The 13,828-nt window shown below is 61.3% G+C and carries 11 protein-coding genes; 2 read left to right on the forward strand and 9 right to left on the reverse strand.

Annotated features, from left to right (window positions below; genetic code table 11):
• Positions 1-80: 80 nt before the first annotated feature.
• The 4 genes from M5G20_RS02460 to M5G20_RS02475 form a co-directional block, all read right to left on the reverse strand.
• Positions 81-1,259: a trans-sulfuration enzyme family protein gene (locus M5G20_RS02460; protein ID WP_273917728.1), complete on the reverse strand. Its 1,179-nt coding sequence runs from the start codon at positions 1,257-1,259 to the stop codon at positions 81-83.
• Positions 1,256-2,632 carry a cystathionine beta-synthase gene (locus M5G20_RS02465; protein WP_273917729.1) on the reverse strand — a complete coding sequence of 459 codons (1,377 nt, stop codon included), beginning with the start codon at positions 2,630-2,632 and terminating at the stop codon, positions 1,256-1,258. The genes M5G20_RS02460 and M5G20_RS02465 overlap by 4 nt, the downstream gene beginning before the upstream one ends.
• A gap of 273 nt (positions 2,633-2,905) precedes the next feature.
• Positions 2,906-3,172 (reverse strand): hypothetical protein, encoded by a 267-nt coding sequence (locus M5G20_RS02470; protein ID WP_273917730.1) that lies wholly within the window; start codon positions 3,170-3,172, stop codon positions 2,906-2,908.
• A gap of 119 nt (positions 3,173-3,291) precedes the next feature.
• Positions 3,292-5,004, reverse strand: coding sequence for an amidase (locus M5G20_RS02475; RefSeq protein ID WP_273918064.1), 1,713 nt, complete (start codon positions 5,002-5,004; stop codon positions 3,292-3,294).
• A 355-nt stretch (positions 5,005-5,359) separates the two neighbouring features.
• Between M5G20_RS02475 and M5G20_RS02480 the strand changes: the two genes are divergently transcribed.
• Complete coding sequence (locus M5G20_RS02480; RefSeq protein ID WP_273917731.1) at positions 5,360-6,460, forward strand: polyamine ABC transporter substrate-binding protein; 1,101 nt, start codon at positions 5,360-5,362, stop codon at positions 6,458-6,460.
• 105 nt (positions 6,461-6,565) lie between these two features.
• On the opposite strand, the gene M5G20_RS02485 is transcribed toward M5G20_RS02480, so the two are convergent.
• The 3 genes from M5G20_RS02485 to M5G20_RS02495 form a co-directional block, all read right to left on the reverse strand.
• Complete coding sequence (locus tag M5G20_RS02485; protein WP_273917732.1) at positions 6,566-9,007, reverse strand: TonB-dependent siderophore receptor; 2,442 nt, start codon at positions 9,005-9,007, stop codon at positions 6,566-6,568.
• A 91-nt stretch (positions 9,008-9,098) separates the two neighbouring features.
• Positions 9,099-10,079, reverse strand: coding sequence for a FecR domain-containing protein (locus tag M5G20_RS02490; RefSeq protein ID WP_273917733.1), 981 nt, complete (start codon positions 10,077-10,079; stop codon positions 9,099-9,101).
• Positions 10,076-10,582, reverse strand: a complete 507-nt coding sequence (locus M5G20_RS02495) for a sigma-70 family RNA polymerase sigma factor (RefSeq protein ID WP_273917734.1) — start codon at positions 10,580-10,582, stop codon at positions 10,076-10,078. The genes M5G20_RS02490 and M5G20_RS02495 overlap by 4 nt, the downstream gene beginning before the upstream one ends.
• Positions 10,583-11,084: 502 nt before the next feature.
• Between M5G20_RS02495 and M5G20_RS02500 the strand changes: the two genes are divergently transcribed.
• Positions 11,085-11,630, forward strand: coding sequence for a hypothetical protein (locus M5G20_RS02500; protein ID WP_273917735.1), 546 nt, complete (start codon positions 11,085-11,087; stop codon positions 11,628-11,630).
• A gap of 94 nt (positions 11,631-11,724) precedes the next feature.
• Here M5G20_RS02500 and M5G20_RS02505 read toward each other — a convergent pair whose 3' ends face one another.
• Complete coding sequence (locus M5G20_RS02505; protein ID WP_273917736.1) at positions 11,725-12,714, reverse strand: EamA family transporter; 990 nt, start codon at positions 12,712-12,714, stop codon at positions 11,725-11,727.
• Between the two features lie 150 nt (positions 12,715-12,864).
• A complete protein-coding gene (locus M5G20_RS02510; protein ID WP_273917737.1) occupies positions 12,865-13,785 on the reverse strand; it encodes a LysR family transcriptional regulator in 921 nt (306 codons plus the stop codon).
• Positions 13,786-13,828: the final 43 nt, after the last annotated feature.

Genomic DNA, 13,828 nt, shown 5'->3' on the forward strand with positions numbered 1-13,828 from the left:
AGTGGGAGCGAGCCTGCTCGCGATGGCGGCGTGTCAGGCGCCATCGATGTTGCAGATGCCGGCATCTCGCTCGGTTCGCGCTAAATACGTGCCAAAGCCTGTGCAAGGTCTGCGCGCAGGTCTTCGATGTCTTCTACCCCCACCGACAGCCGCACCAGCGCATCGCCGATGCCCAGTTGCGCGCGGGTTTCCACGGGGATGGTGGCGTGGGTCATGATCGCCGGGTGTTCGATCAGGCTTTCGACGCCGCCCAGGCTTTCGGCGAGGGCGAAGATCTGTACGTTTTCGAGGAAGCGTCTTGACCCGGCCAGGTCCGTGTTGAGGTCGACCGAAATCATCCCGCCGAAACCGCGCATTTGCTGGCGCGCCAGTTCGTGCTGCGGGTGTGAAGCCAGGCCCGGATAGTAGACGCGCGCCACTTGCGGTTGGCGCTCCAGCCATTGCGCCAGCGCCAGCGCATTGCTGCAGTGACGTTCCATGCGCAGCGCCAGGGTCTTGACCCCGCGCAAGGTGAGGAAGGCGTCGAACGGTCCGGCGATGGCACCTACGGCGTTTTGCAGGAAGCCCAGGCGTTCAGCCAGTTCGGCGTCCTGCCCGACCACGGCGATGCCGCCGATCACATCCGAGTGACCGTTCAGGTACTTGGTGGTCGAGTGCAGCACAATGTCGAAACCCGACTCCAGGGGGCGTTGTATCCACGGGCTGGCAAAGGTGTTGTCGGCCACACAGATAATGCCGCGGGCGCGGCAAATTCGGGCGATAGCGGCGAGATCCGAGAGGCGCAGCAGTGGATTGCTCGGCGTCTCGACCATGACCATGCGGGTGTCGTCCTGCAATGCCGCCTCGAACGCGGACAGGTCGGTCAGGTCGACAAAGCTGAATCGATGCCCGGCGCTGCGCTGGCGCACCTTGTCGAACAGGCGGAAAGTCCCGCCGTACAAGTCATTGCCCGAAACAATGTGCGAGCCCGCATCGAGCAGCTCCAGCACCGTGGAAATGGTCGCCAGGCCGGAGGCGAAGGCAAACGCCCTGGAACCACCTTCGAGATCCGCCACGCAACGCTCCAGTGCCCAGCGAGTCGGGTTGTGCGAGCGCCCGTAATCGAGGCCTTTGTGTACGCCTGGACTCTGCTGCAAGTAAGTGGAGTTGGCATAGATCGGCGGCATCAACGCCCCGGTGGACGGGTCCGGCTCTTGACCGGCGTGAATCACCCGGGTGGCAAAGCCGTGGGCGGCGCCGGTTTTATCGTGCTGACTCATGCAAGGGATCTCCGTAGATGATTGAGCAAGTCGAACCGGGTGATCAGGCCGTGGAAGCCTGAGGCATCGGCGATGATCGCCACCAGCCCGCGGTCAAGTTCTGCCTGCAATTCGGCGAGGCTGGCGGCAGGCGCGAGGGTTTGCAATTTGTCGGTCATGGCTCCGGCGACGGTCAGGCGGAAGTGCGAAGCGTCCTGATGCACCCGCAGCAAAATGTCGGACTCGTCGATTACTCCAACCAGTCGCTGGCCATCGATCAGCACCGGCAGTTGCGAGACATCCGCCAGGCGCATCCGCTGGAACGCGGTCAGCAAGGTATCGTCGGGACCGACGCTGATCACCCGGCCGTCCTCGAAGCGCCGTGCAATCAGGTCGCGCAGGTCGCCGTAGCGTTTACTTTGCAGCAAGCCCTGATCACTCATCCATTGGTCGTTGTAGACCTTCGACAGATAGCGGGTGCCGGTGTCGCAGACGAAGCTGACCACGCGTTTCGGCTCGGTTTGCTCGCGGCAATAACGCAACGCTGCCGCTAGCAGGGTGCCGGTCGAAGAACCACCGAGAATGCCTTCGGCGCGCAATAACTGGCGGGCGTGATCGAAGCTTTCTTCATCACTGATGGAGTAGGCGTGGCGCACGCTGGAGAGGTCGGCAATCGACGGAATGAAGTCCTCGCCTATACCTTCCACCGCCCAGGAACCAGGAGTGCCGAGGGTGCCGCTGCGGCTGTATTCGGCCATCACCGAACCCACCGGGTCGGCCAGTACCATCTCCAGCTCCGGCTGTACGCGCTTGAAGAAACGGGTCAGCCCGGTCAGCGTGCCGGCCGAGCCAACACCCACGACGATGGCATCGACATCGTGCTGGGTCTGCGCCCAGATCTCCGGCGCGGTGCTGCATTCGTGGGCCAGCGGGTTGGCCGGGTTGTTGAATTGATCGGCGAAAAAAGCATCGGGAATGTCCTTTGCCAACCGTCCGGCAACGTCCTGGTAGTACTCGGGGTGACCTTTGCCGACATCGGAACGGGTGAGGTGCACTTCGGCGCCCATGGCCTTGAGGTGCAGGACTTTCTCGGTGGACATCTTGTCTGGCACCACCAGCACCACCCGGTAACCTTTGGCGCGGCCGACCAGCGCCAGGCCAAGGCCGGTATTGCCAGCGGTCGCTTCGACGATGGTGCCACCGGGTCGCAGACGACCGTCGCGCTCGGCGGCGTCGATCATCGCCAGACCGATGCGGTCCTTGATGGAACCGCCGGGGTTCTGTGATTCGAGCTTGAGAAACAGGGTGCACGGGCCGGTATCGAATCGGCTGACACGCACCAGCGGCGTGTTGCCGATCAGTTCGAGTACGGCAGGGCGGGAGTCATTAGGCATGTGGTCACCTCGCAGCGCAAAGGCGCACAGGATGAACAAAAAGGTCGGCGAGTCATGGCGCCGGACGTCGTTAGAGTTGTGTCTGGACCATAGGCCGGGATCGGCCCATCCGCAACCGTTGGTGGTCAGTCGGTCGTGTTGTCGGGCTGGCGAGGGCGAAGTTTTCAAGGCCCCGGGATTGGGGAAATGCCCTGAATTCGGTGACCTGTTTGGGGGGCTTCAATCGATTGGAGCGGGGCGCTTTAACGCTAGAGACGAGCGCAAAGAAATGATTCAAAGGCTGGCGGTAATCATCACCAGATTTACGTTCTGCATCAGATCCGTGATCGTCACCAGGCCTGTGGCCTGCATCGCCGCCATGAGCATTACCGGCTGCGGCGTCAGTGACAACGCAGGCAACAGCTGAATATCCGGTGCAACTTTCTCGACCAGGCCAATCGCCGCGAATGTCGCGCCCGTCATCCAGACAGCCACCGCGGCTGCGGATACCGTGGCCAGGATGATCGCTGCGGCGACCAGAGCAGTGATGAACACTGCCATCGTTGCTTGTCCTGCCATGAACACCCCCCACCGATTGGTCATTGCACGAATGTGCCAAAGCAAGGGGCGGGCCAATCCGTGGGGTCTCAGCCCACGGATGTCGCAGGCTAACGAAACCGTTATTGACCTGCCGACAGTGGCGGGGTGCGAGGCGGAACTTGCCGTTTCGAACCGGTCGCTTCGAACGCCGATGCAAAGCGCAGCAATGCTGAATCGTCATAGGCGCGGCCCGCAAATGTCAGGCCTACGGGCATGCCGATATCCGGCATGATGCCCATCGGCACCGTGACCGTCGGCACACCCAGATGCCGGATGGCCAGGTTGCCGTTGGCCACCCAAACCCCGTTGCTCCAGGCGATGTCCGCAGAGGCGGGATTGACATCGGCGTCCGCCGGGCCAACGTCGGCGACTGTCGGGAACAGCACGGCGTCCAGACCGAGCCGGTCCATCCAGTCTTCCAGATCGATCTTGCGCGTTTGCTCAAGCCCGCGCAGTCCATCGGGCACGGTGCTGATCTGGTCCCACGGCGTGATGCCACGCTCGGCCATCTTCACGTACTCGTCCATGCCGGCGGCCAGGTCGCCCTCGCGATTGGGCAGGGTGCCCGGGTCGTGGGGGAAAATCTTCGGCCCATCGACATCCACCAGTCGGTTCAATTCCGGATCGCCGTTGGCTTGCAGGAAGTCATCGAACGCCCACGCCGTCAGGTCCCACAATTCGTGGTGCAGGAACTCCTTGGAGACGATCCCGCGATTGAACACCGTCGGCGCACCGGGACGATCACCTTCGCAATTGGACACCAGCGGGAAATCCACTTCGATCACTTCGGCGCCAGCGGCTTCGAGGGCCTTGCGCGCCTGTTGCCACAGCCCGATCACGGACTCGCGGGTGTTGATACGTTGCCCGGTCGGGCCACCGATCCCCGGGGCTTCACTGGTGCCCGCTTCGGTGTCGGCATTGATGTACATGCGTGGCACGCCGAGGCGTTTGCCGGCAAGTGCATCAGGTTTCGCGGCGAGCTCATGGTAGGAAGCTGGACGAACCGAGGCGACACTCGGAATCGGCACCCAGGGTTGCATGCGCCACAAGTCACCACGGGTGTCCGGGTCGTTCGCCACGACCACATCAAGCACTTCGAGCAAATCGGCCATGGTCCTGGCAAACGGCACGACCACGTCCATGGTCGGCGTCAGCGGCCAGTTGCCGCGCACCGAGATCACGCCACGCGAAGGCGTGTAGGCGCACAAGCCATTGTTCGAGGCCGGGCCACGACCGCTCGACCAGGTTTCTTCCGCCAGACCGAACGCCGCAAAGCTGGCCGCCGTTGCCGTTCCCGCACCGTTGGACGAACCCGAGGCGAACGGAGCGGTGAGGTAGGCGGCGTTGTACGGGCTCTCGGCGCGGCCGTAGACCCCGCGTTGCATACCGCCGTTGGCCATGGGCGGCATATTGGTCTTGCCCAGGCAGATTGCCCCGGCGGCGCGCAGGCGCTCGACCGTGAACGCATCGCGATAGGCGATCAAATCCTTGAAGGCGGGGCTGCCCGAAGCGGCGGTCAGGCCCTTGACCAGGTAACTGTCCTTGGCTGTGTAGGGAATACCATCGAGCGGACCCAGCGTCTCGCCCTTGGCCCGACGGGCATCGGATGCCTGCGCTTCCTGGAGTGCATCGCGATTGCGCACCACGACAGCGTTGAGCGCGGTGTCGGTGTCGGCGCCATCGTAGGCATCGATCCGGGCGAGGTAAGCCTGGACCAGTTCGACCGACGTAGTCTGGCCGGATTCGAGCGCAGCGCGCAGTTGGGCAATGGAAACTTCGGTGACTTCAATCATGCGGTTACCACCGGCTCTCTCAAAAATGGATTTCATGACGGATCTCGTGGCACAGCCTTGCGCGACGGGATGCGGATTTCAAGTTTGGCCGCGTATTTTGCACTAAGCCGGGGCACGGCGCCGCCATTGCCCCTCCATCCGGACACGGATAATGGCCATTTCGATCCCCTTTTGGCCGATCGCACGCTGTGAACCGCCCAGGCTGTCAGCAAGAATCGAAAGCGCGTCGCAGGTCCACCCGTGCCGACTGCATCCATAACCAGAATCTTTTGCTTCCTTTGCTCCAGGCCACGTACAGGGCTACTGCCGTTACAGACTATAAAAACCGAACGAGCTGACTTTGGGGAACTGATCCATGGACACTATGAAACGCATTCTGGGCGCCACCGTGTGTGGGCTGACGCTGCTCGCCAGCGCGGTGCAAGCCGAACAGCGCGAACTGAGGGTGTACAACTGGGCGGACTACATCCTGCCGTCCGTGCCCAAGGACTTCGCCGCACAAACCGGCATTAAAGTGACCTGGGACACCTTCGACACCAATGAGTCCCTGGAAGCCAAACTGCTGACCGGCAACTCCGGATACGACCTGGTGGTGCCGTCTAACCAGTTCATCGAAACCCAGATCAAGGCCGGCGTTTTCCAGAAGCTCGACAAGTCCAAGTTGCCGAACTGGAAGCATCAGGACCCGGCACTGCTCAAACTGCTGGACAAGAATGACCCCGGCAATCAATACGGCGTGCCTTATATGTACGGCACCGTGTTGATCGGCTTCAACCCGGCGAAGGTCAAGGCTGCGCTGGGCGAGAATGCGCCGGTGGACAGCTGGGATCTGGTGTTCAAACCCGAAAACATGGAGAAGCTCAAAGCCTGTGGCGTAGCCATGCTCGACTCGCCTTCGGAGATCCTGCCGCTGGCCCTGCATTACCTGGGACTGGACCCGAACAGCCAGAATCCGGCCGACTACGAAAAAGCCAAGGCCTTGATGATGAAGGTTCGGCCGTACGTCACTTACTTCAACTCCGCCAAGTACATGACCGACATCGCCAACGGTGATATCTGCGTGGCCATCGGGTACTCCGGCAGCTTCTACCAGTTCGGCAATCGCGCCAAAGAGGCGGGTAACGGTGTGGTCGTCGACTGGCGTTTGCCGAAGGAGGGCGCGCCGATCTGGTTTGACACCTTTGCCATTCCAAAAAGCGCGAAGAACGTCGAAGAAGCCCACGAATTCCTCAACACGCTGCTGGACCCGAAAGTCATCGCACCGATAAGTGACTTCCTCGGTTACCCGAATGCCAACAAGGATTCGCTGCCGCTGATCAACAAGGAAATCACCGGCAACCCGAACCTGACCCCGACCAGCGAAGCACTGAAAACCCTGTACGTCGTACAACCGTTGCCGCAAAAACTTGAGCGGGTGCGCACGCGTGTGTGGACGGCGATCAAGTCGGACAAATAACCCGCCCCGCAGGAACCGGCTTGCTGGCGATAGCGGTGGATCGGCGGCCTCTGTGCCGAGGCCAATACCGAGATCGCCAGCAAGCCGGCTCCTACAGGTTCCTTGTCAGAACTCCGGGGTGTATTTCACGCTGAACATCACATTGCGCGGGTCACCGAAATTGTTGTTGCCGTCGAGCTGGTTGTATCCCGCCGTGTAGTAGTGCTTGTCGAACAGGTTGTTGGCATTCACCGCCAGGCCGATTTCCGGCGTCAGCTGGTAACCGACCCGCGCATTCCACACGGTATAACCCGGTACGTCGAAGGTGTGTTCGTAACCCAGCGTATGGCTTTGGGTGGTGAAACCCAAGCCGGTGCTGACACGACGCCAGTCGCCGCTGAACTGGTAATCGCCCCAGGCCCGCAACATGTGCTTGGGTGTCCAGGTGCTGAAGACCTTGCCTTCATTTTCCGGGTCGTCGAGGTACTTGGTGGTGTTGTAGGTGTAACCGGCAAACAGCTGCAGGCCGGTGAGCACTTCACCGCTGATTTCCGCTTCGATCCCCTGGCTACGCACTTTCCCTGCGGCTACCGAACAGTACCCGCCGTCGCAGGCGAAGCCCGAAGACAGGTCGTTGAGCGCACGGTTTTCCTGGTCATAACGGAACACGGCCAGGGACGTGTTGACGCGGCCATCCATCAGCTCGCCCTTGAGGCCGACTTCGTAGTTGCTGCCGATCACCGGCTTGAGCATCGAGCCGCCGGCGTCGCGCACGGTCTGTGGTTCGAACACGTCGGTGTAGCTGGCATACACCGCCCACTCGCGGGTCAAGTCGTAGACGATCCCGGCGTAGGGCGTGACTTCTCCGGTTTCGTTCGCGGTGCTTTCCGGGTTGGCGGTGGAAATGTCGCTGAACGCGGCCTGGGTCCATGACTTGTAGCTGTAGTCGTGCCAGCTGACCCGCGAGCCGAGAACCAGTGTCAACGGCTCGATCGGCTTGACTCGCCAACTGCCGTAAAGGCCTTTTTGGCGGATGTCGTACTTGCTCGGCGTACCGCGACCACCGGCAGTATTGATCAAACCGTCGTAGCTGATTTCCGGCCGATCGTGGTTGATACCGAAAATCGTGTCGGTGCTGTTATTGAAGGTTCGGGCGAACTTGTCGTCCAACGTGTACTTGGAGTAGTTACCGCCGATCATGACTTCGTGCTGCATGGACAAGGCGTCGAAGTGGCCGACAAGGTTCATGTCCAGGCCGAGCTTGGTCGAATCGAAATCCGTCACGAAGTCGGCGTATTGCACGCCGCTGCCATCGGCCTCCAGACCATCGCCGGCACTTTGCACACGCTGGTTTTTCGCCTGGTTGTCTTCGGTCATGCGCACGGCGCCGACCTTGAACGCCCAGTCGTCGTTGAAGCGGTGTTCGAGATCGGCATAGACCGTGGTGACATCGATGTCCGAATGGTTCCAGCGTGCGCCGGTGTAGGTTGAACGCGACACATCGACCGGTGAGCCGTCGGCATAGCGTGGCAGACCGCGGATCATCGGGCGCGACTCGCCCTTGGATTGGCTGACCGCCAGGCCCAGGGTGGTGTCTTCACGCAGATCGATGTCCAGCGCCCCGTACAACGAGTGGGTCTTGCTCCACTCGTAATCGATGAAGGAATCACTCTGGTCTTCGTCGGCCACGATGCGGCCGCGCACGGTGCCGGTCTGGTTCAGCGGGCCGCCGGCATCCAGTTGCAGGCCGTAGTGATCCCACGAGCCAGCCTTGCCGGTGACGGTCACGGTCGGTGCGTTCTGGCCGCGCTTGCGCACCAGATTGATGGCGCCGCCAGGGCTGCCGGTGCCTTGCAGCAATCCGGAAGCACCGCGCAGCACTTCCATGCGATCAAAGAAGATCAGGTCCTGCGTCGCCCAGTTACCCAGTGAGTAGAAGTTGCGCGGGATCGGCACGCCGTCGTACTGCCAGTCATCGATCTGGAAACCGCGCGAGGTCAGGATCATGCCTTTGCCGACGCCCTGTACGCCCACCAGTCCGGTGGTCTGGTTGGCCGCATCCTTGAGATCGACGAGGTTCTGGTCATCCATCTGTTTGCGGGTCATCACCGTGACCGACTGCGGAATCTCCTTGAGGGTGTGGGTGCCCTTGCCGATGGTCACCGCTTTTGCCGCATAGGAGCCCGAGCCTTCGGTGGTGGCTTCGGCGCTGTTCTCGACGATGTTGGTCACGCCCAGTTGCAGGGTGGCGTTGCTGCCCATGGCCTGCTCGACGCTGAAATTGCCTTGCCCGGTCACGCGCAATTGCAGGCCACTGCCCGACAGCGCCTGTCGCATCGCGTCTTCAGCCGAGAACTGGCCGACGACCGCCGGTGCCTGTTTGCCCTGCACCAGCGAAGGCTCCAGAGAAATGATGTGCCCGCTTTGGCTGGCGATGGCGTTCAACGTACTCGCAAGCGGGCCGGCGGGCAGATTGAAGGCCAGTGTTTGTGCCTGCGCCATCGCAGGGCTCGCCAGGGTTGCCAGGGCAACGGTTAGCGAAAGAGTGTGGGACCACGGGTTGAGCACAGCATTCTCCTGAAACATGTGAAAGGTGTCAGGAGATAGGTGGGATGAGAAACGAAAACCGGACACAAATAAGAGTCATTTTCAAAAATAATTATTGTCTGTCTGGTTTTGCTCGGATCAACGTCAACCAGGGACTGTAGCGATCCACGCGAATCGGCAGGGTTTCCGCCAGTGCACTCAAGGTTCGTTCGGGGTCGTTGAGCGGGAACACACCCTGAACGCGCAAGTCGCGAACCTCGGGGGCTACGCGGACAAAACCACGGCTGTAAGGGCGCAGGGCGTCGACGACTTTTTCCAGTGGGTCATCGAGTACGTTGAGCCGTCCGCTGAGCCAGTCGGCACGATGACGCTGATCGCTGCCCAGCGGTTCGATGCGCCCGGCGTAGAGCAGGGCGGCTTGGCCCTCCTGCAAATCGCGTTCGCTGCCATCGAACAGACGGGTCCGGACCGAATGCTCCAGCACCACCACGCGGGTGACGTCTTGTTCCTGGGCAACCAGGAAACGGGTGCCCAGTGCGCGCACTTCGCCTTGAGCGGTGCGCACGCGCAACGGGCGGATCGGATCGGCCGCCACCTGGATGATCAATTCGCCGCGACGCAGAATCACCAGCCGTTGCTGATCGTCAAAATGCAGATCCACCGCACTGTCGGCATTCAAACTCAAACGGCTGCCATCAGCCAGATTGAAGTTCTCGCGCTGCCCACGCCCGGTGTGCAGATCGGCAAGCAGCGAGTCGCCCAGCGGGCTGCGCGCACCAAGCCACAAACCGCCACCAATCAAGCCCAAACCTGCAATCACCCGCAGCGCATCACGCCGTGAAGCATGTGGCTGCAACAGCAGCTGGCGGGCGTGTTCGGTCTGGCCGGGCACACGCCGATCCAGGGCGCGCACGGTGTTGAAGGAGCCGCCGAGTCGCTCATGCAAGCGTGCCCAGGCTTGGGCGTGTGCGGGGTCCATGTCCAGCCAGGCGTTGAAGCGCTCCTGCAATGCTGCGTTCGGGGTGTCGGCGCGCAGTCGTACCATCCAGTCGATGGCCTGTTCGCTGACGGGGTCCAGGCGTGCCTTGCTCATGGTGTCTGCTCGCACAGGTAACACTGGCGCAGAGCCTGTTTCATGTAGCGGCTGACCGTGCGCTCCGACAAATCGAGCTTGCGAGCGATGGCCACATAACTCATGCCGTCCAGCTGGCTGTACAGGAAGGTCGCCTTCACCACCATCGGCAAGCCATCAAGCGCCTTGTCGATGGCCACCAATGCTTCGATCAACTGCAACTGTTCTTCCGGGGAGGGCGCCAGCACCTCGGGCATGCTGGACAGCCGCTCCAGATAGGCCAACTCCAGTTTGCGTCGACGATGACGGTCGAAGATCAGCCGGCGAGCGATGGTCGACAGGTAGGCACGGGGCTGGTCGATGCTGTCGGGGTCTACGCGCGCCGCGAGCAACTGGCAAAACGTATCGGCGGCGGTGTCCTCGGCATCCGCGTGATTGCGCAGCCGTCGCTGAATATGCTGCAGCAGCCAACGGTGATGATCGCTGAAAAAATAACTCAGCTTGCTGGGCGAAGGAGGTTGCACCGGATTCATTTCCAGATGTTAGTGAGAGTCGTTCTCAATAATAGCCGTGTGACGACCAGCACTGCAATCTCTGGTTACGCGTGTTGCTGCGGGAAAGACATTTCTTGTGATCCTTGTTTTCAAGGCGTTAGTTTCAGTGGGCAGAAATTCAGTAGGCAAACTGTGACTGACCCGCCAATTTCGTCCTGATCGCACTGGCGGACGCGTTGGCCGTCTACTAGCCTCCCCACGCTTGTGACGGGACGTGCGTCCCGGCTGCCGGCATTGCACGCTGGACGTGTGATCAGCCAAAGGACTGCCTATGTCGATACCTGCCTCGTAACACTCAACGCTACCACCCAGCGACCAAGTCTCGTCTTGCACAAGCAGCCTTTGCCTGTGGCGAATCCGGGCGACCCTTTGTCGTGCTTGATATTGCTGCATCTGGAAGAAGTCTGGATCTCGCGCCACGTGGTCGAGCAACGCAGTTGTGCTCCGTAGTCCATCGAGCGGGTACTGACTCATGAGCCCCGCCGGCTTGCCCGGCACTATCGGAGAAACAACTGTGAACGAATCACTCGATCCAAAAGATCTGTCGCCACTGGCTGCACCCGTGGGCGCTGTTGCCCGCCAGGACCAACCTGACCTGAAAAATGCCAGCGCGTGGGGCAACCCCTTCAAAATCAAGATCAGCTTGCCGGGCAAGGACATCGGCGGCCAGTGGTTGTGTCGTAACAACGGCGACGCGATGGCTTATGAGAACTACTGTGTGCCCGGGTCAAGGGCGGCGGTTCTCAAGCCTTACACGCATACCGACGGCAAGATCTATTTACAGGATGAGCAGGGCGACTGGGTCTCTTACGAGAGCCTCTGGAACCTGCTCTACATGTCCTACTGGAACTACGCCGTCGCTTGGAAAATAGAAGGCAACCGCTTGGTGCGCGATTCGGACGGTGCCGTCCTGACCTGGTTTTACAACGATCGTTGGCCACTGGCTGACCGGAAGAACTGGTTGTCGGCCAGTGCACCCTCCGTCGATGCCTTGACCGTGGAGAAGGTTGATGCCTGAGCCTTTCGCCAAATAAGGTTCGCAACGCAGTGCACTGAAAAGCCCCGAGTCGTTAAGGCTCGGGGCTTGTTTTTTTACGCTTGGGTAACTGTTTTCAACGACTGGAAGATTCTCGACACCGGGCGCCGACTGGACGCTTCACCTCAGAGGCGGCGGAGCCCTTGCGGTACGTCAACAGCACGATACCGGTGACCACGATCACACCGCCCATGACCTGGCCGGCACTGAGCATCTGGTCCAAAACCACCCAGCCCATCAACAACGTGGCCAGTGGTTCGATGTTCATCACCGGGGCATTGCGCGGCATGTCCAGGCGCGGCACGGAAATGAACAGCACGATGAAACCGGTACCGTACAGCACGACCAGCGTCGCCAGTGCCAGCCAGCCGGTGCTGGTGGCCGGAAGGTTCAAGCCGCCGGGCAGCACGCCACTCACGCCGGCTAGATTGATACTGCTGAACACGATGAAAATCGTCAGCAGGCTGCGCACCGAACCGCGAACCTCGGACAACTTGTGATCGGTGATCCACAACGCACAGGCAAACACGCTGGCGGCGCAAAAGGCCAGGGTCACGCCCAGCCACCATTGCGGGCCGACGCTGGCGTGGTCGGCGAGGCGGCCGGGTACGTCCAGCACAAACACCAGCCCCAACAGAATCAGGCCCATCAGCGAGGCGGTGCGCGCGGTGGGTCTGGCACCACCCAACGCCCAGGTGAGCAGCGCCAGCAGGATCGGGAACACGTTGGCCACCAACAGCGCCAGCGCCACCGGCACCCGCGCGACCGCCGAATACAGGCACAGGCTCTGGGTGGCGATCAGCAAGCCCAGCAGCAACTGCCAACGCCAGGCCCCCTTCGGTAAGCGCAGGGTCTGGCGTTGCCACAGTACCAGCGCGGCCAATACCAGCAATGTCCCGCCCGAGCGCATCAGAATCGCCAACAACACGCCGGCACCGTCATCAAAAGCCACCCGCGCCGCGACGTGGTTGCCGGCGAAGGCACAGCCCATGCACAGCAAAATCAGCACGGCGAGGTGACGGGGAAAAGGAGGCGGCGCTTCTGGCCGGGCGGTTGGATGGGTCATGGCAGGTTCTCGAATCAAGTGCGCCACCAAAGAAAATGGCGTGGGAGTTTTTATTATGTTGTCGTACAACTTGGTGTGAGTTGTAGCGCATTTGTCGAGGGGGAACAAGGTTGAAGCGCTTTTAGAGGGGGCGCGGCAGCGAAAGGCTACTCAAGAGATCGTATGACTGGTGAGGAGATGTCCTTCTAACCGATGCAACTCTTGCTGTACGAAATCGGCAAACAGCTTGATCCGGATCGGTGTCAGCGCGCCAAAGGCATGCAGCGAATGTATCGCCAGCGATGGCAGGGGATGGTCGGCCAGCACTTGCACCAACGCCCCGGAATCCAGCTCTTGTTGCACCGTGCATTTCATCAAGTAGGCGACGCCCATCTCGCCGAGGGCGGCGGCGCGCAGACCAAACCCCGAGTCCAGTCCGATACGGCCACGGGGCACCAGGGTTTCCCCGTCGGCAAAGACGATGGGCAAGGTGCGACCGTTCAGTTGGTAGCGCACAAAAGGCAGCGCGCGCAGTTCCTCGACGGTGCCCGGGGCTCCCCATTCGCTGAGGAATGCCGGGGATGCGACCAGCGCCATGTCGAGTTGAGCGAGGGTGCGGCTTTTCAAGTCGCTGTCAGTGAGGCTGCCCGCGCGGAAAATCACATCGTAGCCTTCGCGAATCACGTCCACATGGTGGTCGAGCAAAGTCAGGTCCAATTCAACATCCGGGTGGTCGCTGAGAAAAACCGAATGGATCCTCGGCATCAGCAGCCGCCCAAGATCGCTGGGCATGCTGACCCGCAAGTGACCGCGCGCGCTGCCGGTGTGGCGCAGCGCGTCGGCAGAGTCGTCAATGGCCTGCAACAACGGCGCCACACGCTCGAAAAATGCCTGACCCTCGGGCGTCAGGCTGAGCATCCGCGTGGAGCGGCGAAACAGCTTGGCGTTCAGTTCGGTTTCCAGTCGGGCGATGCTTTTGGAGATGGCCGACGGCGTGGTCCCGGCGTTGCGCGCAGCGGCGCTGAACGACCCGGCTTCTACCGCGCGGACAAAGGCGATCAGGCTGGCTGACTGGTTCAACAGGCTGGACATCTTGTGACTCCGAAGCACAACAGATGTGCCTTTTTCTGGACTG

This window comes from Pseudomonas sp. TNT2022 ID1044 (assembly GCF_028656895.1).
Lineage (GTDB): Bacteria > Pseudomonadota > Gammaproteobacteria > Pseudomonadales > Pseudomonadaceae > Aquipseudomonas > Aquipseudomonas reinekei.